The organism is Arsukibacterium sp. MJ3, from assembly GCF_000987765.1.
Classification (GTDB): domain Bacteria; phylum Pseudomonadota; class Gammaproteobacteria; order Enterobacterales; family Alteromonadaceae; genus Alishewanella.
In genome coordinates, this window is record NZ_LAHP01000006.1 from 51,282 (window position 1) to 74,884 (window position 23,603).

Below are 23,603 nucleotides of genomic sequence, written 5' to 3' on the forward strand. Positions count from 1 at the left end.
GATGAGCTATGTCTGATTTGACGAATATTGCTCGTCCGTACGCGAAAGCCGCTTTTGATTTTGCTTTAGAGCAGAATGATTTAGATGGTTGGTTGCAAATGCTTGTTTTTGCTTCGGAAGTTGCAAAAAACGACCAAATTGCTACCTTATTGCGTACTTCTGGCATTGCTGAAAAGCAAGCCGACCTGTTTCTTCAGGTATGTGGTGAGCAACTCAATGAGCAGGGCCGTAACTTTATTAAAGTAATGGCCGAAAATCACCGCTTGTTGGCGTTGCCTGAAGTATTAATTGGTTTTGTTAACCTCAAAGCTGAGCATGAAAAAGAACTTACTGTAGAGGTAACTTCTGCTATCACGCTTAGCAAGGTTCAACAAGACAAGTTAATAACTGCATTATCGCAACGTTTGGCTCGCAAGGTTAAATTGAACTGTAGTGTAAATCCTGAAGTGGTCGGCGGCATGCTGATCAAAGCAGGTGACATGGTAATTGATGGCTCGATCCGCGGAAAGCTGGATCGTTTAGCAACTACGCTGCGGTCGTAATGGGGAACAGAGAATGCAACTGAATTCCACTGAAATATCAGAACTGATCAAGAGTCGTATTGCTCAGTTCGACGTGGTCAGTGAAGCTCGTAATGAAGGTACTATCGTGCAGGTTACTGACGGTATTATCAAAATCAATGGCCTGGCAGACTGTATGCAAGGCGAAATGATTGAGCTTCCTGGCAACCGTTATGCAATAGCACTGAACTTAGAACGTAATTCAGTGGGTGCGGTAGTGATGGGTCCGTATGCGGACTTAACCGAAGGCACTAAAGTAAAAAGCACAGGTCGTATTTTAGAAGTGCCGGTAGGCCCAAAACTATTAGGCCGTGTGGTCAATACGTTGGGCGCGCCTATTGATGGTAAAGGTCCAATTGAAGCTGCGGGCTATGCACCAGTTGAGAAAATAGCTCCTGGCGTAATCGATCGTCAATCGGTCGACCAACCAATGCAAACCGGCTATAAGTCGGTTGATGCGATGATTCCAATTGGGCGTGGTCAGCGCGAACTATTAATCGGTGACCGTCAGACGGGTAAAACTGCTTTAGCAATTGATGCCATCATTAACCAGAAAAATACTGGTGTTAAATGTATCTATGTTGCTATCGGTCAGAAAGCCTCTACTATTTCAAACGTAGTACGTAAGCTGGAAGAGCACGGCGCGCTGGCTAACACCATTGTGGTAGTAGCATCAGCTTCAGAAGCTGCAGCATTACAGTTTCTGGCACCTTACGCTGGTTGCACCATGGGTGAATACTTCCGTGACCGTGGTGAAGACGCACTGATAGTTTATGATGATTTGTCGAAGCAAGCTGTTGCTTATCGTCAAATTTCATTACTGTTACGCCGTCCACCAGGTCGTGAGGCTTACCCTGGCGACGTATTTTATCTTCACTCTCGTTTGCTGGAGCGCGCATCACGAGTTAATGCTGCCTACGTAGAGCGTTTAACCAATGGTGAAGTGAAAGGTAAAACTGGTTCATTAACGGCATTGCCCATCATTGAAACTCAGGCGGGTGATGTATCGGCGTTCGTACCTACTAACGTAATCTCAATTACTGATGGTCAGATTTTCTTAGAGTCAGACTTGTTTAACGCCGGTATTCGTCCTGCGGTAAACGCCGGTATTTCAGTATCGCGGGTAGGTGGTGCAGCGCAAACCAAAATCATCAAGAAATTGGGTGGTGGTATTCGTCTGGCTTTAGCACAGTACTCTGAACTGGCAGCGTTTGCCCAGTTTGCGTCTGACCTTGACGAAGCTACCCGCTCTCAGTTAGAGCATGGTCAAAAGGTTACTGAGCTAATGAAACAGCTGCAGTACAGCCCAATGACGGTTGGCGAAATGGGTTTATCTATTTTTGCTATCGAAAAAGGTTTTATGAAAGACGTTGAAGTGGCCAAAGTCCTCGATTTTGAAAACGCTTTACTGTCCTATATGAAAGCTGAACACGCCGAGCTGATGGCTGATATCGCGAAAACCGGTAACTACAACGATCAGATCGAGTCTACGCTCAAAGCAGCGATTGAGAAGTTTAAAGCAACTCAGACTTGGTAAGTTACGTGGGTGGTTTCGGCCACCCCGTTCGTTGAATGAAACGGAGATACAGTCATGGCCGGTGGTAAAGAGATTAAAAGTAAGATTGGGAGTATTAATAATACTCGCAAGATCACCAGTGCTATGGAAAAAGTTGCGGTCAGTAAAATGCGTAGAGCGCAAGAGCGCGTAGCTGCAACCCGCCCATACGCTGAAGGTATGCGCAAAGTAATCGGTAATATTGCTAAGGGTAACATCGAATATCGTCATCCGTATTTATCGGAACGTGATATTAAACGTGTTGGCTACATTATTATTTCAACCGATCGCGGTCTTTGCGGTGGCCTGAATACCAACGAGTTTAAGAAAGTTGTGCTGGAAATGAAAAGCTGGAAAAACCAAAATGTAGAAGCTGAATTTGCCGTTATTGGTAACAAAGCTACTACTTTTTTTAAACGGTTTGGCGGTAAAGTTGTAGCACAACAATCGGGTTCAGGTGACGTACCACGTTTGGCTGATGTAATTGGTTCGGTCAAGGTAATGCTGCAGGCTTACCTTGATGGCCGAATTGACCGTTTGTTTTTGGTATATAACACCTTTGTTAATACCATGAAGCAAGAGCCAGTGATCGATCAACTCTTACCTTTGCCCCAAGCAGATATCGCTCAACAAGGGCATAACTGGGATTATCTGTACGAGCCGGATCCGCAACCTATTTTAGATATGTTGCTGGACCGTTATATTGAATCACAGGTTTATCAGGGTGTAGTCGAAAACGCTGCCAGTGAACATGCAGCGCGAATGGTGGCAATGAAAGCCGCTACCGACAACGCCGGTGATTTAATGGACGACCTGAAGTTGGTTTATAACAAAGCTCGTCAGGCCGCTATTACCCAGGAGCTCAGCGAAATTGTCGCAGGTGCGGCAGCTGTAGGCTAAGGTGAACAGTTTTGAGAAATTTGAGGAAACATCATGAGTCAAGGTAAGGTCGTCCAAATCATTGGCGCCGTTGTGGATATAGACTTTCCACAAGAAGCGGTACCTAGCATCTATGACGCGTTAAACGTAACTGACGGTGATCTGGCTGGTTTAGTGCTGGAAGTGCAGCAACAGTTAGGTGGCGGTACAGTACGTACTATCGCAATGGGAACTACCGACGGTTTACGTCGTGGTACCCTGGTTGGAAATTCAGGCAAAGCCATTCAGGTGCCTGTCGGTAAAGCGACCTTAGGTCGTATTATGGACGTATTAGGTAACCCGATTGACGAAGCTGGCCCTATCGGTGAAGAAGAGCGTTGGTCAATCCATCGTGCTGCACCTTCATACGAAGAGCAAGCCGCGTCAAACGCTCTGCTGGAAACCGGTATTAAAGTTATCGACTTAGTTTGCCCGTTTGCTAAAGGCGGTAAAGTAGGTTTGTTCGGTGGTGCCGGTGTTGGTAAAACCGTAAACATGATGGAATTAATCCGTAATATCGCTATCGAGCACAGTGGTTACTCAGTATTTGCTGGTGTAGGCGAACGGACTCGTGAAGGTAACGACTTCTATCATGAGATGAAAGACTCTAACGTACTGGATAAAGTATCGTTAGTATATGGTCAGATGAACGAGCCACCAGGTAACCGATTACGCGTAGCGTTAACCGGCTTAACCATGGCGGAAAAGTTTCGTGAAGAAGGCCGTGACGTTCTGTTTTTTGTCGATAACATTTATCGTTACACCTTGGCCGGTACTGAAGTATCTGCGTTGTTGGGCCGTATGCCATCTGCAGTAGGCTACCAGCCAACGCTGGCCGAAGAGATGGGTGCGCTACAAGAGCGGATCACCTCTACTAAAACTGGTTCAATCACTTCTATCCAGGCAGTATACGTGCCTGCTGATGATTTAACCGATCCGTCACCAGCTACCACGTTCTCGCACTTAGATGCGACCGTAGTACTGAGCCGGAACATTGCATCACTGGGTATTTACCCGGCAATTGACCCACTGGATTCTACCTCACGGCAGTTAGACCCATTGGTTATCGGCCAAGAACATTACAACGTAGCACGTGGCGTACAAACGGTACTGCAACGTTACAAAGAACTGAAAGATATCATTGCCATCCTCGGTATGGATGAATTGTCAGATGATGACCGGACGTTGGTTTACCGTGCGCGGAAAATTCAGCGGTTCTTGTCTCAGCCGTTCTTCGTAGCTGAAGTGTTTACTGGTTCGCCAGGTAAGTATGTGCCGCTTAAAGAAACTATTCGTGGTTTTAAAGGTATCCTGGAAGGTGAATATGATCACCTGCCAGAACAGGCTTTTTACATGGTAGGCTCTATCGACGAAGCAATCGAAAAAGCGAAAAAGCTTTAAGCAAACTGGCTTTAGGAGAGCGAAATGGCGATGACAGTGCAACTGGATGTAGTAAGTGCTGAAGAGAAAATTTTCTCTGGCCTTGTCGAGTCCGTGCAGGTCACAGGCAGTGAGGGCGAGTTAGGTGTATTACCTTTCCACGCCCCGTTACTGACTCCTCTGAAACCTGGCATGGTCCGTATCGTGAAACAGTTTGGTGAAGAGCACGTAATTTATGTCGCCGGTGGTGTACTAGAAGTACAACCCGACGGCATCATCGTGCTAGCAGACGTAGCGGTACGTGGCGAAGACTTAGATGAACAGGCCGCGTTAGATGCCCAGAAGCGGGCAACTGAGCAAATGAAAAATGCTGGTGCAGATTTTAATTACGCCGAAGCCGCTGCGCAATTGGCTGAAGCCATCGCTCAGTTGCGAGTAATTCAAAAACTGCGTAAAAAGTAAGTCTACGCTTGTCAAAAAGCCACCTGCGGGTGGCTTTTTTATTGCAAGACTACTTAAACAAATAGTTTTTATCATTCAGTAAAATCTTAGTGCTAACCTGTAATCTTGGCCAAGATCTATTAGAATATCCACACTAGTGTAAAGACGCATGATTACAGAGATTTATTTATGGCATTAAATGTAGTGATTCTGGCGGCCGGAAAAGGCACACGGATGAAATCAGATTTACCCAAGGTATTACACAAAGTGGCCGAGCGGCCGATGGTGCAACATGTTATTGATACGGCACGGGCACTGGGTGCAGATAAACCGCAGCTGGTTTACGGTTATGGTGCGGGAGCGTTACAAACCGCTATGGGTGAACAACCATTGCATTGGGTATTACAAGCTGAACAGTTAGGCACTGGCCATGCAGTAGCCCAAGCCGTTCCCAATATTACTGATGATGATACTGTACTGGTTTTATACGGTGATGTGCCATTAACCCGGCTGGAAACATTGCAACAGCTATTAGTCGCTAAACCCGCTAATGGCTTGGCTGTATTAACGGTTAATTTAGCCAACCCAACCGGTTATGGTCGTATTATGCGTGAAAACGGACATGTTGTCGGCATTGTCGAGCAAAAAGACGCCACCCCAGAACAGCTGAAAATTAATGAAGTAAACAGCGGTATTATGGCGCTGCCGGGTAAACAATTAAAAAGCTGGCTAGCGAAGCTTTCTAATAGTAACGCCCAGGGTGAATACTACTTAACCGACATTATTGCCATGGCACATAGTGAAGGGATAGACATTGCAACCGCACAGCCACAAGATCCCATGGAAGTTGAAGGCGCAAATAACCGGTTGCAGCTAGCTGCACTCGAGCGAGCGTATCAGCTACGTCAGGCTGAAAAGTTAATGCTGGCCGGCGCAAACCTGCGCGACCCGGCCCGGCTGGACATTCGTGGCACAGTAGAAGTTGGCAATGATGTGATGATTGATATCAACGTTATTTTTGAAGGTAAAGTAGTGCTGGGTAAGGGTGTTACTGTCGGCGCTAACTGCATTTTAAAAGATTGTACTATTGGTGCTAACACCGACATTAAACCGAATTCGATGATAGATAATGCAACCGTTGGCAGCGACTGCTCAGTCGGTCCTTATGCGCGTTTACGTCCTGAATCAGTAATGTTGGACGACAGCCATGTTGGCAACTTTGTTGAGATGAAAAAAACCACCCTGGGTAAAGGCTCAAAGGCGAACCACCTAACTTATTTAGGCGATGCGGTAATTGGTGATAAGGTTAATGTTGGTGCGGGTACCATTACCTGTAATTACGATGGTGCCAACAAGTTTGTTACTACCATTAAAAATGGTGCTTTTATTGGCTCTAACAGTTCGCTGGTAGCACCGGTAACAGTTGGCGTAAATGCTACCGTTGGTGCAGGCTCGGTACTTACGCGAGACGCAGCAGATGGCGAACTGGTCGTCGCGCGTGCTAAGCAGCGGCACATTGAAGGCTGGCAACGACCGCTAAAAATCAAAAAGTAGCGGTTTAAAAGTTAGAAAAGTACTAGTAAACAGCCCGCAATTGCGGGCTGTTTTGATTTCATGACCAGTTAGGCTGCGGGATTGCAACCTGTTAGCCTTTCTCGTAACTATTCGGCATTATCTACCAGCACGGCAATAGCACCATCGCCGGTAACATTACAGGCGGTTCCAAAACTATCTTGTGCCATATACAAGGCTATCATCATCGCTATTGCTGCGTCGTTAAAACCGAGCATGGTCCCCAGCAGACCAACGGCTGACATTACTGCACCACCCGGCACGCCTGGGGCTGCCAGCATTATCACGCCTAACGTCAGAATAAACGGCAGCATGGTGAGTAATGACGGAATTTCCAGTCCATTTTGCATTACCATCACTGCTACGGCGCAGCTAACGATAGTAATAGTAGAGCCCGATAAATGGGTAGTGGCACACAGCGGCACGGTAAAGTCGGCAATACTTGGCTTTACACCGTTGGCCTTGGTAGCTTGCAGTGACACCGGAATAGTAGCGGCACTAGACATCGTACCCAGTGCAGTAAAATACGCCGGTAGCATATTTTTAATTAACAGAAAGGGAGACTTACCCGCTTTCACGCCAGCAAGACTGTACAGCACAATAATCCAAACCCAGTGTAACAACAGCGCCAGAATTAACACCACACCAAAGGTTTGCAGCGTATCAAACACCGTACCGGCAGCCGCTAACTGCGCAAATACACCGGCAATGTAAAACGGTAATAGTGGAATGATCACTTTTAACAGCAGTAGCTGAATAATATCGCGGCCCTGATCAGATAATTGCTTTAACTGCTGCGCCTGAGTCGCCGCAATGCCTAAACCAAAAATAAAGGCCAGTGCCAGTGCGGTCATAATGCCAAATACCGGTGGTATATTCATTTCAATATACGGCGTTAAATCGGCTACTACATTGGTACCTGTTGCGGTGCCAGCAGGTGCCAGCATAGGCACCACAATGGCGGCGACTAAAAACGCCAGAGTACCGGCTAAAATAGTCGATAAATAAGCAATACCCAAGGTACGGCCAAGCAGCCTGCCAGATTTTTGCGGCAGGGCGGCAATACCGCTGGTAATAAAAAATAAAATTAGTAAGGGGATAGTAAAAAATAGCAGTTGGCCAAACAAGGCTTTAAAGGTTACCAGAACTTGGGTGAGCCAATGCGGAGCATACAGGCCAAGTAGCATGCCCAGCACGATACCGGCAATAAGTTTAAGGATTAAAGACATGGTTATTTCTCGTTATATTATATTTTTTATTAGTTCCCGTGAACCCGACTGAGCATAACATAAGTTTTGGCCGTTGGTCTGCGCCTGCTTATTAAACAGGCAACCACCCGGTGGTGTAATTAGCGCAAACAATATAGTTTAGCCATGCAATGGCATCTGGTTGTTCAGTAGTAAGTCAGCTAAGCTGGTTAAGCTAGGATGTAAGTGACTGTACATAATAAAATTAAAGGAAAGCTCATGCGAAATGTTTGGTTAGCGGCGTTTGTGGTGCTGGTATCGGCCAGCTGTGCCCAGCTTGGCTCGTTATCGACTTATAATGTCAATGAAGCAGATTTAGAAAAAATGCTTAGCGCACAGCTGCCAAAGTTGACCCGCCAGGCTAATGTTGCCGGTATACCGTTAAAAATGGCAGTAAAAAAAATGCAGGTAGAGATTGGCCCAGATAATAGTGATCTGGTGCGCATAAATACTGATGCCACTGCGGTATTATCCTTGTTTGGCTTAAGTTATCCGGCAAATTTGCAGTTACAAATTGAAGGTGCGCCCTATTATGACGCTACCGAAAAAGCCATTTTTATTCGTTCGGTTAAATTACTCGATAGCAGCATTGAAGCGGCCGGTTATCGCGGAAATCTCTCGCCGGTAAGCAATGAACTATTGCAACTGGTTAATAGCTATCTGGCGTCAAACCCGGTGTACCGGCTAGATCAAACTAATCCCACCATTAAATTACTAACAGCGGTGCCATTAAATATGGCGGTACAAAATGGCAAGTTGGCATTCAGCCCCAGCCGTTGACGTTAGTTAGTGTTACGCTGTTATAGTGATTAAATCTGCAGCTGCTGCTTGCAATCTGCAATAAGATCACTAAAATACCTTTCGTTTTGAAAGATAACCGAAAGAAGTTCGTAAACTAAAAGATGAATAAGCGGAATACTCAACAACGCCGACATTTAATTGTTGGCCAACTGCAACAACAGGGCGAGTTGTCTGTTGATCAATTGGCTGAGCGCTTTCAAACATCAGAAGTGACCATTCGAAAAGACTTGACGGTGCTGGAGCAGGCTGGATTATTGCTGCGCCGCTATGGCGGTGCAGTGCCGGTACCGCAAGACTTTGTGTCAGATTCCAGCTTTGAGAAGGTTTCAAAACGAAAGTTAGCGATAGCAAAAGCTGCTGCCAGCCTGATTAAAGATCATTACCGGATTATTATCGACAGTGGCCGCACTACGGCTGCCTTGTTACCGGAGCTAGCCAGCAAGCAAGGCCTGGTAGTGATGACCAACTCACTGGCCATTGCCAATGCACTGCGCGAATTAGAGAACGAGCCTACGCTACTGATGACCGGTGGTACCTGGGACCCGCAATCTGAGGCTTTTCAGGGCCAGCTGGCAGAGCAAGTATTACGTGCCTATGATTTTGATCAGCTGTTTATTGGTGCTGATGGCATTGACCTGGCGCGCGGCACGACTACCTACAACGAGTTATATAGTTTAAGCCGGGTAATGGCAGAAAGTGCCCGGGAAGTTATTGTAATGCTGGAATCTGACAAGCTGGGGCGGAAAATCCATAATCTGGAACTGCCTTGGGCCATGATTAAAGTACTGGTAAGCGACGATGGGCTATCTGATGCCGCCGCCGCGCAAATTAGCGAACAAGGGGTGAAGGTAATACGGGTTTCTTGTCGAGACAACGCGCCTTAACTACTTATTTTTGGAGAGACATTATGTGTGGAATTGTTGGCGCAGTAGCGCAGCGGGATGTAGTAGATATTTTGGTTGAAGGCCTGCGCCGCCTGGAATATCGCGGGTATGACTCGGCCGGTGTGGCGGTGGTAAATGCCGCGGGTGAGCTAACCCGCTTGCGCCGTTTGGGCAAAGTTAAAGAGTTGGCCGATGCCGTAGCCGCGTCGCCGGTAACCGGCGGCACCGGCATTGCCCATACCCGTTGGGCTACCCACGGTGAGCCAAGTGAGCGCAATGCTCACCCACATGTGTCTAGTAATATTATTGTGGTACATAACGGTATTATTGAAAACCACAGCCCGCTTCGCGCAGCATTAAAAGCCAAAGGCTATGTGTTTACTTCCGATACTGACACTGAGGTTATTGCGCACTTAGTGGAAGACGAGCTTAAAAGCACTGGTTCGCTGTTAGCGGCAGTACAAAAATCAGTGAAGCAATTACATGGTGCTTACGGCACGGTGTTATTGGACAAAACCGACCCTAGCCGGGTGGTGGTGGCCCGCTCTGGTAGCCCGTTAGTTATTGGCTTGGGCATTGGTGAGAATTTTATTGCCTCTGATCAATTAGCGCTGCTACCGGTAACCCGGCGTTTTATCTTCTTAGAAGAAGGTGATGTCGCCGAAATTACCCGCTTATCAGTCAGTATTTTTGATAAAGATGGCTTGGCGGTTGAACGTGAAGTGCATGAATCAAATGTTAGCTACGACGCCGGTGATAAAGGCCAGTACCGTCATTTTATGCTAAAAGAAATTTACGAGCAGCCAGCCGCTATCAATAACACGCTGGAAGGCCGCTTAAGTAGCGACAGCGTGCTGGACGAAACCTTTGGTAATGGTGCCGCTGAGCTGTTTAAAAAAGTAAAACATGTGCAAATTGTTGCCTGTGGCACCAGTTACCATTCCGGTATGGTGGCGCGCTACTGGTTAGAATCGTTGGGTGGCATTTCCTGCAATGTTGAAATTGCCTCTGAGTTTCGCTATCGCAAATCGTTTGTGCAGCCGAACAGTCTGCTGGTTAGTATTTCGCAGTCGGGTGAAACTGCCGACACCTTGGCCGCGCTGCGTTTGGCCAAAGAAGTTGGCTACGTTGGCAGCTTGGCCATTTGTAACGTGGCGGGCTCATCCTTGGTGCGCGAATCAGACTTAGCCTTTATGACCCGCGCCGGCGCCGAAATAGGTGTGGCGTCTACCAAAGCGTTTACTACGCAGTTGGTGGGTTTGGCCATGTTAACACTGGCCATTGGCAAATATAATGGCTTAACCGAAGTACAGCAGCGCGAGCTGACCGAAGCCTTGAAAAGCTTGCCAGGTAAACTGGAACAAACCCTGGCACTGGCGCCGCAAATTGAAGCTTTGGCTGAAGAATTTGCCGACAAACATCATGCGCTGTTTTTAGGCCGCGGCGATCAGTATCCTATTGCTATGGAAGGCGCGTTAAAGTTAAAAGAAATCTCTTACATTCATGCTGAAGCCTATGCTGCCGGTGAGTTAAAGCATGGCCCGTTGGCACTGATTGATGCTGATATGCCCATTATAGTGGTGGCGCCCAATAACGATTTACTGGAAAAGCTGAAATCGAATGTGGAAGAAGTGCGCGCCCGTGGCGGTATTTTATTTGTATTCGCCGACGCCGATGCTAAGTTTCAGTCAGATGCCACCATGCGGGTGATTAACGTACCGCACGTGGCCAACATTTTAGCCCCCATCGTTTATACCCTGCCACTGCAACTGCTGAGTTATTACGTCGCCATTATTAAAGGCACCGATGTAGATCAGCCACGTAATTTGGCGAAGTCAGTTACCGTGGAGTAAGTTATTGTTTTAAAATAAAAATTCTACATCCAAACTAAGTTGGAAAGTAAAGGGGCTCAATGAGCTCCTTTTAGATTCACAAGAGAGTTGGAAGCGGACGGGAAATACTGAACTGTCCATCTCAACGCTCGATTTTGAAGTAGTCAGTTTTTATATTATCTAACTCGGTGCTGAATTATGAACGTATTCTAGCCCGATGCGTGAAGCGCTAATACCAACTCTTTGAATATAATTAAGTGCGTAAGCGTATCTGAGTTTACAAATCACAGTTGCTTCAATTTTGACTATATTTACATCGTCATCACTTAACGAAAATTGTCGAATATGAAGCTTGTTGTCTTTGATTAGCCCACCTCGGCCAGCTACAAAGTTTTGCCAGTGAACTTTCATATCAGATGGTTTCTCTTCTTCACCAAAAGTTTTAATTCCCAATACAACAATGTCATCTTGGTATTCAACGAAGCAATATCCGCCTCCGTTAATATGGCGATCGTTCAATTTTTTTATGTCGACTTTGACAAGAGGGAATGCCGTAAAAGGCCGTAAACTCTTACTTTTTCCACTGAATGCAATAGTGTTTTGCCCAGGTTGAAGATCACAAGCGGGAGTGGCACAAACCCACCATTGATTCTCTATTTTGAATATATGTCCACTATCCAGTTGAACCGGTCCGATCTTCGTAGGGAGTGTAGATACATAATGATTGTATTGACCAACGGCTTTATATGCTTCAGCAGGGCTGTCTAAATCTACATTGTAATATGATAAGAAGTCTCGATTGTCAACGCCGTCTAAGGCAATTATTTTTTTGCCAAACTCAACGATTTCGTCTTCAATTAGGAATGATAACCCCTCAGATTGCCGGGTAACATGCTCTCTAAGTTTTTGTTCTCTATGTGTCGTTTTTGATTCATCCAAAATATCCTTTCTTGCACCATCTTTAATGTCTCGATAGAAACGAGCAAAAAGATGATGTTTTAATAACGTATCATCCTCTGCTTCAACGCCGATCCGATTTAATTCATGTCTAAATTTTGCAGATAGCAGCCGTGACGGTGTTGGTTTCCAATCTATCAGTGCTTTTTCAAGTTCTGCTAAGAGATTTTCCGGGCCTTTGTTAACAAAACAGACGAAACCTTTTGCAGTGCGAATCCACTTGCACTCATTTGAAAAGCTCCAAGTAAGCCCTTTAAGCTCTACAGAGGCAAGCTCAGCTGTCAGACCCTTTTCAAGTTCCTTTATGGCCCATAACAAGAAATTTATTTTTTGTTTAGGATGTATGAAACCTAAGTCTTGGGCCAGTTGAAACAGCGGAGCCAGTGGTCCACTGTTTCTCATGTATTCACGAATTGCTTTTACGCATCCGATGCCCCGAGTATAGACATATTGCTTCTTACCGAAGTATTCTCGCAGCGTTGCTCTATTAAATGATTCGTCATCTTCTAAGTCTGTGATGGCTTCGTCAAGACTGGCAATATTTTGAACCTCTTGGACTGCAAACTTAGAGGTGCAGCTTGTCATCAAAGAAATCACACATTCCTGTGCTACTTCTTCCAAATCATCTTCACCTGTGTGGACAATAATGAGATTGAAATGTTGATTGGACAGTACTGAATAGAGTATTTCTCGTGCTTTCTTCCCTCTAAGCCCTGAATCAGCTCCTTCAAGGTTGTAATCTAATACTAATAGATCAGATTGATGTAAGTGGTTAGCTAATTGGGACGGTGTTTCGCCTTCAGGTGAGGCGTTAACGACGGCATCGTGTATATCAATCACAAAGCCAGGTTTCCGCTCTCGGAATTTTTTAATTACTTGAAAAGGGCCCTGTGCTTTCGTTCTCCAAAGCTTTTTATGCGAACGAGTATAGTCATCCGCATCTTTAGCATCATCATCAAGATGGGAGTTTAAAATTTCTTCCCAAGTAGGATACTGATCATCAACTATCAGTACTGACCTGAGTGGTTTGATAAATGCCTCGTTGACCAAATCTGCAAAGCTATTCAAAAGAAACTCCCTTTAAGTCAATGATGAAGTTTGCACCATTAAGTATTTTGAATTTAGATTCTTTGGCGTATGCAATTGAGTGCCCACCAGCCATTAAATTGACTCGACACAAGTACAGGCCAATACCTCGACCTCCACTCGATTTTCTAGTAAAAAACATTTTGAATAAATTTTGCTGATCTAATTCATCTATTCCTGGGCCGTTATCGGATACGACCACCTTGCCTTCATTGATAGAAAGAAGAATTTGAGGGAGCTCAGTTCCCGAGTTTACTAACCAATAAACGCTGTTATTTACTAAATTCACGAAGACAGGTAATAAACGTGATGGCAGCTCATCAACAGTCAACCTTTGGAACTCTTCTGTTGCGCTTATTTGTATAGCTCTGGAACGGACTACTGTATCGAAAAAGCCTTGTAGGTAAGTCAGAATTTCTTTGCCCGTAATAAGCCTTCTCGTACGCGCGCCTGATATTTTTAGTGGTGACAAAAATTCAAGTTGATGACTTATTGCTTCAAATCCTTCAACTACTAAATGTGTGCCAGAAATATCACCGCTGTTCTTGATTTGTCGAATACCTTCACGGACCATTCTTTCGTTACTATTTAACTCGTGACCTAGTATTTCGACTGTTACACCCAATTGTGCAAGCTGATTGAGACGATTTATATCGTCTCTTAGTGCGATATTTTCTGCTATACCCTGCCTAGCAATTAATTCTATATTGATACTTTCACTCATCAATTCGAGAGACTCTAAATATGGTTGGAAAGTATCTTCATTTTCAGAGTCTAAAATGGAATGGATCTTTTCCATTTCAACCAGTGCTTTATCCAAACTAAGTAGTCCAATTTTTACCTGCTCAACTAAGGGTAAGGCTAAGGCATGGAACTGTTTATTTCGTTCATTAAATAACTTTTCAACACGCTTGAGTTCGGTTTCCTGAATGGCATTAATTCCCTTTTTCCAGTTCCGAAGTCGGGCCTGGATTCGACTAGCGAGGCTTTGTAACTGCTTTTGGGCAAGCTCTTCGGGTTGAGAAGGTTTAATTCGTTCAATTGCTTCAGATCGAACTACTTCCAGAGTTTTTACTCGTTCTTGTACAACGGAATACAAACGACGGAAAGTTCTGTAATCATCCTCAGATGAACCTAAGCGTGCGGGAGCACCAGTTATTCTGAGGTCGCTCAGATTACTATTAATCTTGTTAATAAGCTCTTGTGTATAGCTTAGATCTTGCTTGTTTTCTATCTTAAAACCTGCATCAATAACACTAGTGTCATCATATAAGCTTGATATCTCAGGAAGATTCTTTGTTAATCTACCTCTAAAGGCCTTTGCATTTTTTTTTGCTAACTCTTTACGTTGTTGTTCGGCCTTTTTCTGCACATTTCGTTCTTTAATATCAGGTAGTAATTCCTGCCTTAAATCAGATGCTTGACCAAAATATTCATAGGCGGCAGTTCTTAAAATATTAATAACGATCTGTTTTATGGCTTTTGCACTGGCATTATCAATAAATCCTTCTCGTCCAGCTTTATCTCGTAAATTGGGGTTCTGCTCTCGAGAAATGGATATCCGGCCAAACATTCTTCGCGCATTCCAAAATTCCCGACCAACTGAAATACTGCGGCGAGTTTCAATCTCAAAGAAGTCATTGTCTACACGGCCATATGGCAGTACACGCAAACCATTTCGAAAAACCAAAAATCCGCTGTGTTTGTCTGTTAGTGCCTTAAACCTAGCAAATTGTTGATCCGATAATGTTGAGCTAATGCGTACTTGTTCAAAGGTTGCTGCGTGCAACCCAAATTTACCTATATGTGTCGTGGGTCCTTTGGGTATTTTGAAATCTTTTGGAGGATGAATGATGTAATCTGAGCCTAGTTTACGCCATTCGCCGAATGCTTTTATTTGACCGCGGAAAACTCCATTTTCATCTACATTACCGCTTATTACGTGCTCCATTTCTTCAGTTACGGAACGATTCAGTAAATTTCTTTCGTCTTCTATTACAGCATCAGATATGCAGTTATCCCAGATTCGTACTTCATAGGTAAATTCGGGATCAAACGAATTTTCTTCATTGGCAGTGTTATCTACAAATGGGTCTGTAAATGCCGAAAGCGTGGCGAAAAATTGTTTACGAGTTTCATTGTTGGAGGGGTTTGATTCAGCACTTTTTAGTTGGGCTTTTAAGTCATCATTTATTTCTGATACTAATAAGGCTGTACCTTTTACGCTCTCATTCTGCCAAACCGGCCACGGCTTAAGGTGACGTTCCTCGAAATGAGAACTTATTATAGTGTCAGCTATTTTTTTAGAAGGTTTTTGAGCATTTGGAATATTTTCGAGCATGACTCTGTCAAACATATCCCAAGCAAGTTTTATTCGCTCGTTGCGTTTCGAGTCAAGGGAAGTCCCCCTCACATTGTCGATCAATTTCTCAAACATGTCTGGGAGCAGATTGAAAAGCTCACTCTGAGTTGAAAATGTAGTTACAGGTACTTCAATATCAGAGAGCAAAAGGTATGGGTTTTCAAAAATCCGCCAATCAATCAAAGCTGACACAAAATCTAGATTTTTTCTTTTACTTACAATAAGTAATAAAGGGCCTAAATTAGCTGAGGAAAGACGACCGATTCCTTTTTGGCCCTGCTTTGTTCGCCTTTTTAAACCATCCCTATCTTCTTCTTCCTGCCTGCGGCTCTCATCATCTTGCTGAGCGTTGGTAAGAAACTTCGATTCCGTGCCTACAACAAGCCATCGATCGACAAACTCCTCATAACTCATGCCATGTCCGTCATCGAAGAGTGCGGCTACAGGTGTTTTATCATCGAAAATATGTAAGGAAACCCTTCTGGCATAAGCATCATATGAGTTTTTCCACAGTTCAGTAATTGCGGTAGGACAGTCTGCTATTTGTTCTCGTCCCAAATGGTCAACGGTTCTTGCCTTGGTCTTGAAAGAAAGGGTTGAAATCATACGCTTTCACATTCCGAACGATTCATTTTTTCTTTTTCCCTAAAGTCTGTGAAGTCAAATATATGTTTTTTAATGTGTCGGATCAAATGCCTACCTAGATCCACTGGTACAGCATTACCAATTTGTTTTCCGGCAGCTGTTAGTCCACCACAAAATATATAAGTATCTGGAAAATTTTGAATTCTTGCAGCTTGCCTTACTGTAATACCATGATGCTTAGTCGGATGAACAAACCTACCCTTAGACGGGTTAATACAGGCAGTTGTCATGGTGGGAGCTGGCTGAAAAGGATCTATTCGACCATAAACGTCTTTATGTCCGTCGTGTTCTTTGTGGCAGTTCAGCACTCTTCCTGAGTCAGCTCTACTCCCACCATTCAAAGGTGTTTTCTTAAAGACATCGACAAGCTCTTTTCCATGATTCATGTGGATGTCGTTTTCATCTCCCACGGGAGCGTCGCGAAACATCTTTTCACATGAGACCCATGGCAATAGCTTGATGTTGTTTTTTGCAGGGTCACAGTGAGTTGGGCTGGGGGGCCATTGAATTTTTGTTAAGTCTTCCTTGTTACGTAAACCAAGTATGAAAACTCGTTTCCTGCGCTGCGGAACCCCAAAGTCTCTGGCATCTATCGTAACTGGTTGAAATAAATGGAAGCCTGCTTTTTTACCTTCAGAATAAAACTTTTCGAGATACTCTTTGTGTCGCCCCCATAAAATTCCCGGAACGTTCTCCATTAAAAAAACGCGTGGTCTTAAAGCTTTAACAAATTTAAAGTAAGCCAATACTAGTTCATTGCGAGGGTCGTTGACTCCGGCATTTAAAATTCTATGTGTAGAAAACCCCTGGCACGGAGGCCCTCCAAGGAGTAGGTCGCAAGATTTGTTGCTGAACCTTGCCTCTTTCAGAGCGGTTGGACTGTAATCAAGAATACTTCTATCGAGGATAGCTGCATTCTGCCCCCCTGTAAGCTTCAAAATATTATTTCTGTAGGTTTGAACGGCGTGTTTATCGTTCTCAATCGCAAAGTCGATAGTAAAGCCTGCTTTTATTGCTGCAAGGGAAAACCCACCAGCTCCAGCAAATAAATCAACTGCTACAAGTTCACTACTATTAATTTTTGGCATTTAATTGAGTTCTGATGCGACTAGCTCTGATACTTTTTTATGAAAGGTATAATAGAGTACCACACTGAACACAGCAACACTCCTGGCGGAGTTAAGGTCATGGAAAAGCTTTAACTGACGCTACGTCTAAGAACAGGATGCATTTAACTCAATAAAAAAAATCAGCAACTAACAGAGAGCTTTCTTTTTAGTAGTTCAACCGCTTTTCCAGTCATCGAAGCTCGCTAGTGATTAAATAACATTAACCTGCACCAACATTTAGCAAAGGGCCTTAGGGCCCTTTTTTATTGGTGCAGGCTTATTCATTGAAATGTAATGACAAAGTCAGTTAGTTGACACCTTTTCCCCCACTTTTGGCAGGTTTTTATCGCCGCGCTATTGACGGCTGAAATTTAATCATCTACCTTTTGTAAGCGCTTACATTTTGGTTGTGAATACCTTTATGGTGTTAGCGTTTCAGTCAGCAGGTAGCAAAGACCCAGGGGATGATTATAAAAATGAAACAAATTTCAGCGTTAACCGCCTTATTTATGGTGGCAGGCCTTGCCGGTTGCGGTGGCGATGTTGCCACTAACTCAGATTTTACTGCAATTACCCCTACCGAGCCGGTCAGTGACTGGCAACTGGTATGGAGTGACGAGTTTAACGGTACCCGCATTGATGAAACTAAGTGGACGCATGAAGTTAATTGCTCCGGTGGCGGCAATCAGGAAAAGCAATGCTATACCGACAGCTCGGATAATTCCTTTGTAACTGACGGCAAGCTGCATATTGTGGCTAAACCTGCAGCAGCAGGCGCACCGTTGCCGTATACCTCGGCTCGGCTAAATACTAAATATCAGGGCGACTTTAAATATGGTCGCTTTGAAATGCGTGCCAAGCTGCCAGCAGGCCAGGGCGCCTGGCCTGCTTTTTGGATGTTGCCTACCGATGAAGTTTACGGTGGCTGGCCAAAATCGGGTGAAATAGACATTATTGAAGCGGTTAACCTGAAAGTGGTGGCAGACGATGGTACTGCTGAAGCCAATGTGCACGGCACCATACATTATGGCCGTGACTGGCCAAATAATGCTAGCTCAGGCAAAGCCTATCTGCTGCCTGATGGCATAAATCCGGCTGATGATTTTCATACTTACGCTATTGAATGGCAGGAAGGCGAAATTCGCTGGTACGTTGATGGCTATTTGTTCCAAACACAAATGGCGTCAAAAGTGCGCTTCAACAGCCGTGGTGAAGCGGTTGGCCTCAGTCATCGTGGCTGGTTTGCCGAGTATTTTAATATTATCAGTGGCGAGCTGCAAACTCAGTGGAACAGTGCACCCTTTGATCAACGTTTTCATCTTCTGCTGAATTTAGCCGTGGGTGGTAACTGGCCAGAAAACGTTAACAACCTGGGGATTGATGCTGCGGCTTTTGCCGACGGTCAGGCTTATCAAATTGACTATGTACGGGTATATCAGTGTGGGCAAGACTTGGACAGCGGCAAAGGTTGTGAAACCGTGCGTGCCGGCTATAAAGACGAACAGACGTTGGTAACGGGCGAAGCGCCTATTCCGTCGCCACCGTCTTCGGGTGTGGCGCAAAACCTGACCATTTTTGATGGTACGCCTAATCCAAACTGGCCCGCGTGGGATTGCTGTGCAGGTTCAGTGCCTGCCTTAGTTGCAGATGCCGACCGTGGCGATGTGTATGAGTTTCTGGTAGGGCCACAGCCTACGGTAAATGGTTTTGTCAGCCGGTCGGCATTTGTTACCGCCCCGGGTGTTGCCAGCCCGTTTGATGCTTCGCCTTTAATAGAAAACGGTAGCATTAGTTTTGATATGCAGGTGGTATCGGCACCGTCGAATCCTGCTTCAAGCTGGATGTTTAAAGTTGAAAGTAACGAAAACACCACCTTTGCGGAACTGCCCATTACCACCAGCATTGAGGGTGTTGCGCCGGTTACAGGTCAATGGCAGAGCTATACCTTCCCGCTGCAAATGCTGGCTGATGCCGGGTTAGATTTATCAGCGATAGATGTTGTAATGATTTTCCCGGCTTGGGATACCGGCAATGGCGCGATATACCGGGTAGACAATGTCCAAATTGCTCAGCCAGCTACTGCGTCACCTGAGCTGGTGATCTTTACTGATGGCCAAAACCTGGCCTGGCCACTGTGGGATTGTTGTGGTGGCACCACGCCAATTGAAGTACTGGACGACGAAACGCATGGCCTGACTGCTGAGTTTACTATTGGTGCTACGCCAACGGTAATGGGTTTTAACACGCGTTTATTGGCAGCGGCGGCCGAGCCGTTTGATGCCTCCGCCTTGTTAAGTGAAGGCGTGGTGCAGTTTGACGTTAAGGTCATTACTGCGGCTGCTAATCCCGATTCCAGTTGGTTGTTTAAAATAGAAGCCGCCGGTGGCGACTCGGCAGTAGAGTTGGCATTAAGTGCCGGCAACGGCGGCCAGGAACCGGTGACCGGCCAGTGGGCCACGTATACCTTTAGCATGCAAAGCCTGTCTGATGCCGGGCTGGATATCAGTGCCATTGACGTACTGATGGTATTCCCCGCCTGGGATACCGGCAATGGTGCAGTGTACCGGCTGGATAATGTGCGGATTTTTAACCCTAATGCCAGTGCAGACGGCCCGTTAACCTTGTTTCGTGATGCGGTTAATCCAAACTGGAGCTTATGGGATTGCTGCGCCGGTTCTACCCCACAGATAGTCACTGTTGATGCGCCCTATGGTGCGGTAGCGCAGTTTGAAATTAGTGGTTCGCCTGAAACGGTACTGGGCTTTTTAGCCAATGAAGATGCGGCATACGACGCCTCGCCGTTGCTGGCAAATGGCAGCGTTAGCTTTGATATGCGGCTGGTGAATGCCCCTGCCAACCCTGACTCCAGCTGGCTATTTAAAATTGAATCTAGCGGTGCCGCCAGCGCGGTAGAGCTGCCGTTAGCGGCGGGTAACAATGATCAGGCGCCGGTTACCGGCGAGTGGCAACGCTATAGTTTCCCGCTGCAAAGCCTGTTTGACGCTGGCTTAGATATCAGCGACATCAGTGTGATCATGGTATTCCCGGCCTGGGGTACGGGTTCAGGTGCGGTATATCAAATTGATAACGCTGAAATTTCTAATAACTAATCAGTGCGACAAGAGTAGGACGATTATGAAACCAATACTATTTAATAAAAGCCAGGTCGCCATTGCTGTGTCAGTCGTGCTAACAGCTGGCCTGCTAATGCCAGCGCAGGCGCAAGATAACGCACAACAACAAGCGCAAGCAGTAGATGTTGAAATTATTCAGATAAAAGGTATTCGCGGCAGTTTGGCTCGGTCCATGAACATGAAACGTGAAGGCTCAGGGGTGGTGGATGCTATTTCTGCTGAAGAAATGGGTAAGTTCCCTGATACCAACCTGGCAGAGTCATTACAACGCATTACCGGTGTCTCGGTAAGCAGGGTTAATGGTGAAGGTAGCCAGATAACCGTGCGGGGATTTGGCCCGGAATTTAACCTTGTAACGTTAAATGGCCGCCAGATGCCAGGCACCGGCTATACCCGCTCTTACAACTTAGAAAACTTGTCAGCCGAGGGTGTTAGTGCACTGGAAGTCTTTAAAACTTCTCGTGCTGAAACACCCAGTGGCGGCTTAGGGGCAACGGTTAATATCGTCACGGCTAAACCTTTATCCAGCCCTGGTCAAAAACTGGCGGTAATGGCTAAGGCGCTGCACGACAGTTCTAACGTTAAAGGCGATGATGTTACGCCTGAACTGGCCGGCATTTATAGTAATACGTTTGCTGATGATCGCTTTGGGGTAGCGCTGTCGTTCTCGCATCAGCGCCGTGATTTTCAAAGTCAGCAGGCTAATATTCAGGGTTGGCAGGTACAAAATACCTTACCCGCGCTTGATGCCTCAAAAGTAACAGACGCTCGGCCGGAAGATGCACAAGGCAATAAGCTTGGGCCAGCGTTTTTCCCAAAAGACATGAACTACGCTATTGAAGATGTACAGCGCGAACGCACCAACGGTCAGTTAACCTTGCAGTTTGCGCCTACCGATGCCTTAACCTTTACGGCCGATTACACTGCCAGTCGGGCGTTAACCGGCGCTGAAAGTAGTGGTTGGGGTATTTGGAACAATTTTGGTGCCAATATAAATGCGTATGAGCTGGATGAACGGGGCACTGCTATCTTTGCCGACATAAGTGGTGATGATGCGTCATTTACCGCTAATAAAGGCACAACCGAAGTAAAAGCCCGTTCTATTGGTTTAAATATGGACTGGCAACTGACCGACGATCTGGATTTAAGTGTTGATTATCACGACTCAACCAATAAAACTGATAACGGTGCTGACAAAGGCAGCGGCAACGCCGGGCAGGTTATTTTAGGTTCAGACCAGTTACGGTCTAAAATTTATGATTATCGCACCGGTGAAATTCCGCAGGCTTTCGTGCGCTGGCGTAATGGCACAAACGAGTTGCAACCGGGTGAAATTGATTCTAATTTCAGCCAGTTCATCCATTCACCGGGCGAATCTGCCATTAAGCAATTGCAGTTAGACGCGAACTGGTATAACTCACGCTTTACCCGTATTCCTCTGGTGAAAGTTACCGGTGGTATTGGCCGTACTGAGCAGGAAATGGGTGGCTTGAATGCCTGGAGTGGGTTGCGTGGCGGTCCGGGTTTTAACCCTAGCTTTGCTGAGATTTTTCCGGATAGCATGTTTACCCGAAATAGCACCAGTCATTTTCTCGACCAATTTAGTGGCGGTGGCGATGCGTTGTTAAGCAATTACTATTACAGCTACGATTTTGATGAAGCGGTGGCACGTCAGGCTGCTTTTTTAACCGAAGCCGTTTTAGGTGGTGATGCTTATGTACCGGATGCTTACTTTGATGGTATTGATAGCGAAAGCTATGTGGAAGAAGTTACTAACAGTGTTTATTTGCAATCTCAATGGGAATTTGACGTTGCGGATTACCCGGTACAGCTAAATGTGGGCTTGCGCTATGAAGAAACCGACGTTACCAGTACCGTTCGCCAGCGGGTAGAGCGACAGGTTAACTGGGAAAGTGCCTCCGAATGGATTATGCAGTACGAAGCCGGTGGTGCGGATAACTTCCTCGCCCTGAACGGTAACCACGACGTATTGTTGCCGATGTTTGATGTAAAAGTGGATGTTACTGATGATGTTGTTGCACGTTTTTCCTGGGGTAAAACCATTGCCCGGGCACCACTTGGTGCTTTAGCGGGCGGTCGCAGTTTAACCGGCAGCCCAAAACCCGGTTCACGCAGCGGTGGCCAGGGTAATACTAACTTGCTGCCCTTTGAGTCAACCAACCTTGATTTAAGTCTTGAATATTACTATGCCCAGGGTAGCTATGCGGCCATTGGTTATTTCAGAAAAAGTGTTGATAACTTCATTCAAACGAATATTACTGACATTACCATCGAGGGGTTACACGATATTTTAAATGGCCCGCGTTACTTACGGGCAATAGCCGACATTGAAGCCAGTGGTGAGCAAGCTACCAGTACTGCAGTGTTCGCACAAATGCTGGCAAACGGTGATGGTAATGCTGACGGTAAAATTGAGCCAACCAGTGCTGACCCACTAATTGTCTGGAGTATTAGCCAACCCCGTAATACCGATACCAAAGAAGTTGATGGGATTGAGGCCGCTATTCAGCATGTGTTTGGTGACAGTGGTTTTGGTATAGGCATTAATGGCACGCTGGTAAATGGTGATGTTAAGTTTGATACTGAAAGTTTGGAGCAGCAGTCACCATTAACTGGGCTGAGTGATTCCGCTAACCTTCAGTTATTTTATGAAAAAGACGGTATCTCGATTAAAGCGACATATGCCTGGCGCGACAGCTACCTGATTGGCGTAGGCCAGGGCCAAGGCTCGTCAGATGCGCCGCCGCAGTTTGCTAAAGAGTATGCGCAGTGGGACTTAAGTGTTAATTACGACGTCAACGATAACTTTACCGTGTTTTTTGAAGGTATTAACCTGACCAACGAAACCGAGCAAGGTTATGGCCGTTACGAAGAGCAATTCCTGTTTGCCCGCCAGTACGGGCCACGTTATGTCGTAGGTGCCCGCTATAGTTTCTAATTTTTCACCCTGGTTGTAACGCCAAGTTAGTGTCCGCATGCGGGCACTTTTTTTTGAGCTGGTGCGTACTTATTACTAGCGGCAGTCGCTGAGATGAGAGTATAGGCACAGTGGCAGGATATAAAAAGGGCGCCAGTTGGCGCCCCCGTTAATGCTCAGCT

The 23,603-nt window shown here is 45.7% G+C and carries 15 protein-coding genes; 11 read left to right on the top strand and 4 right to left on the bottom strand.

Annotated features, from left to right (window positions below):
* Nucleotides 1–8: 8 nt before the first annotated feature.
* The 6 genes from atpH (at nt 9) to glmU (ending at nt 6,408) form a co-directional block, all read left to right on the top strand.
* Nucleotides 9–542: a F0F1 ATP synthase subunit delta gene (atpH, locus tag VT06_RS06230; protein WP_046553428.1), complete on the top strand. Its 534-nt coding sequence runs from the start codon at nt 9–11 to the stop codon at nt 540–542.
* Between the two features lie 13 nt (nt 543–555).
* Nucleotides 556–2,097, top strand: a complete 1,542-nt coding sequence (gene atpA, locus VT06_RS06235) for a F0F1 ATP synthase subunit alpha (RefSeq protein ID WP_046553429.1) — start codon at nt 556–558, stop codon at nt 2,095–2,097.
* 54 nt (nt 2,098–2,151) lie between these two features.
* Nucleotides 2,152–3,015 carry a F0F1 ATP synthase subunit gamma gene (atpG, locus tag VT06_RS06240; RefSeq protein WP_046553430.1) on the top strand — a complete coding sequence of 288 codons (864 nt, stop codon included), beginning with the start codon at nt 2,152–2,154 and terminating at the stop codon, nt 3,013–3,015.
* 33 nt (nt 3,016–3,048) lie between these two features.
* The gene (gene atpD, locus VT06_RS06245) at nt 3,049–4,434 is read left to right on the top strand and encodes a F0F1 ATP synthase subunit beta (protein WP_046553431.1); all 1,386 of its coding nucleotides are present in this window, start codon (nt 3,049–3,051) and stop codon (nt 4,432–4,434) included.
* Nucleotides 4,435–4,458: 24 nt separating this feature from the next.
* A complete protein-coding gene (locus VT06_RS06250) occupies nt 4,459–4,875 on the top strand; it encodes a F0F1 ATP synthase subunit epsilon (RefSeq protein ID WP_046553432.1) in 417 nt (138 codons plus the stop codon).
* Nucleotides 4,876–5,043: 168 nt separating this feature from the next.
* Nucleotides 5,044–6,408, top strand: coding sequence for a bifunctional UDP-N-acetylglucosamine diphosphorylase/glucosamine-1-phosphate N-acetyltransferase GlmU (gene glmU / locus VT06_RS06255; RefSeq protein WP_046553433.1), 1,365 nt, complete (start codon nt 5,044–5,046; stop codon nt 6,406–6,408).
* A 107-nt stretch (nt 6,409–6,515) separates the two neighbouring features.
* Here glmU and VT06_RS06260 read toward each other — a convergent pair whose 3' ends face one another.
* Nucleotides 6,516–7,655 (bottom strand): dicarboxylate/amino acid:cation symporter, encoded by a 1,140-nt coding sequence (locus VT06_RS06260; protein WP_046553434.1) that lies wholly within the window; start codon nt 7,653–7,655, stop codon nt 6,516–6,518.
* 237 nt (nt 7,656–7,892) lie between these two features.
* Between VT06_RS06260 and VT06_RS06265 the strand changes: the two genes are divergently transcribed.
* The 3 genes from VT06_RS06265 to glmS all read left to right on the top strand — a co-directional run bounded on the left by VT06_RS06265 (nt 7,893) and on the right by glmS (nt 11,211).
* Complete coding sequence (locus VT06_RS06265) at nt 7,893–8,453, top strand: DUF1439 domain-containing protein (protein ID WP_046553435.1); 561 nt, start codon at nt 7,893–7,895, stop codon at nt 8,451–8,453.
* A 122-nt stretch (nt 8,454–8,575) separates the two neighbouring features.
* On the top strand, nt 8,576–9,358 hold the full coding sequence (locus VT06_RS06270) for a DeoR/GlpR family DNA-binding transcription regulator (protein ID WP_046553436.1): 783 nt from the start codon (nt 8,576–8,578) through the stop codon (nt 9,356–9,358).
* Nucleotides 9,359–9,381: 23 nt separating this feature from the next.
* Nucleotides 9,382–11,211 (top strand): glutamine--fructose-6-phosphate transaminase (isomerizing), encoded by a 1,830-nt coding sequence (gene glmS / locus VT06_RS06275; RefSeq protein ID WP_046553437.1) that lies wholly within the window; start codon nt 9,382–9,384, stop codon nt 11,209–11,211.
* Nucleotides 11,212–11,370: 159 nt separating this feature from the next.
* On the opposite strand, the gene VT06_RS06280 is transcribed toward glmS, so the two are convergent.
* From VT06_RS06280 to VT06_RS06290, 3 genes are read right to left on the bottom strand one after another with little or no spacing between them, the layout of a single operon-like run.
* Nucleotides 11,371–13,215, bottom strand: a complete 1,845-nt coding sequence (locus VT06_RS06280; protein ID WP_046553438.1) for a response regulator receiver domain — start codon at nt 13,213–13,215, stop codon at nt 11,371–11,373.
* Nucleotides 13,208–16,201, bottom strand: a complete 2,994-nt coding sequence (locus tag VT06_RS06285) for an ATP-binding protein (protein ID WP_046553439.1) — start codon at nt 16,199–16,201, stop codon at nt 13,208–13,210. Before VT06_RS06285 ends, VT06_RS06280 begins: the two co-directional genes overlap by 8 nt.
* On the bottom strand, nt 16,198–17,328 hold the full coding sequence (locus VT06_RS06290) for a DNA cytosine methyltransferase (protein ID WP_046553440.1): 1,131 nt from the start codon (nt 17,326–17,328) through the stop codon (nt 16,198–16,200). Before VT06_RS06290 ends, VT06_RS06285 begins: the two co-directional genes overlap by 4 nt.
* A gap of 497 nt (nt 17,329–17,825) precedes the next feature.
* On the opposite strand from VT06_RS06290, the gene VT06_RS06295 reads away from it, so the two are divergent.
* Nucleotides 17,826–20,459, top strand: coding sequence for a glycoside hydrolase family 16 protein (locus VT06_RS06295; protein WP_235357372.1), 2,634 nt, complete (start codon nt 17,826–17,828; stop codon nt 20,457–20,459).
* Nucleotides 20,460–20,484: 25 nt separating this feature from the next.
* Nucleotides 20,485–23,442 carry a TonB-dependent receptor gene (locus VT06_RS06300; RefSeq protein WP_046553442.1) on the top strand — a complete coding sequence of 986 codons (2,958 nt, stop codon included), beginning with the start codon at nt 20,485–20,487 and terminating at the stop codon, nt 23,440–23,442.
* Nucleotides 23,443–23,603: the final 161 nt, after the last annotated feature.

What these genes read in the sequence shown, in the direction of transcription:
- atpA (WP_046553429.1), top strand. Translation starts at nt 556, where the DNA reads ATGCAACTGAATTCCACTGAAATATCAGAACTGATCAAGAGTCGTATT.
- VT06_RS06270 (WP_046553436.1), top strand. Translation starts at nt 8,576, where the DNA reads ATGAATAAGCGGAATACTCAACAACGCCGACATTTAATTGTTGGCCAA.
- VT06_RS06250 (WP_046553432.1), top strand. Translation starts at nt 4,459, where the DNA reads ATGGCGATGACAGTGCAACTGGATGTAGTAAGTGCTGAAGAGAAAATT.
- VT06_RS06290 (WP_046553440.1), bottom strand. Translation starts at nt 17,328, where the DNA reads ATGCCAAAAATTAATAGTAGTGAACTTGTAGCAGTTGATTTATTTGCT.
- VT06_RS06295 (WP_235357372.1), top strand. Translation starts at nt 17,826, where the DNA reads ATGAAACAAATTTCAGCGTTAACCGCCTTATTTATGGTGGCAGGCCTT.
- VT06_RS06285 (WP_046553439.1), bottom strand. Translation starts at nt 16,201, where the DNA reads ATGATTTCAACCCTTTCTTTCAAGACCAAGGCAAGAACCGTTGACCAT.
- VT06_RS06300 (WP_046553442.1), top strand. Translation starts at nt 20,485, where the DNA reads ATGAAACCAATACTATTTAATAAAAGCCAGGTCGCCATTGCTGTGTCA.
- glmU (WP_046553433.1), top strand. Translation starts at nt 5,044, where the DNA reads ATGGCATTAAATGTAGTGATTCTGGCGGCCGGAAAAGGCACACGGATG.
- atpH (WP_046553428.1), top strand. Translation starts at nt 9, where the DNA reads ATGTCTGATTTGACGAATATTGCTCGTCCGTACGCGAAAGCCGCTTTT.
- VT06_RS06265 (WP_046553435.1), top strand. Translation starts at nt 7,893, where the DNA reads ATGCGAAATGTTTGGTTAGCGGCGTTTGTGGTGCTGGTATCGGCCAGC.
- VT06_RS06260 (WP_046553434.1), bottom strand. Translation starts at nt 7,655, where the DNA reads ATGTCTTTAATCCTTAAACTTATTGCCGGTATCGTGCTGGGCATGCTA.
- glmS (WP_046553437.1), top strand. Translation starts at nt 9,382, where the DNA reads ATGTGTGGAATTGTTGGCGCAGTAGCGCAGCGGGATGTAGTAGATATT.
- atpG (WP_046553430.1), top strand. Translation starts at nt 2,152, where the DNA reads ATGGCCGGTGGTAAAGAGATTAAAAGTAAGATTGGGAGTATTAATAAT.
- atpD (WP_046553431.1), top strand. Translation starts at nt 3,049, where the DNA reads ATGAGTCAAGGTAAGGTCGTCCAAATCATTGGCGCCGTTGTGGATATA.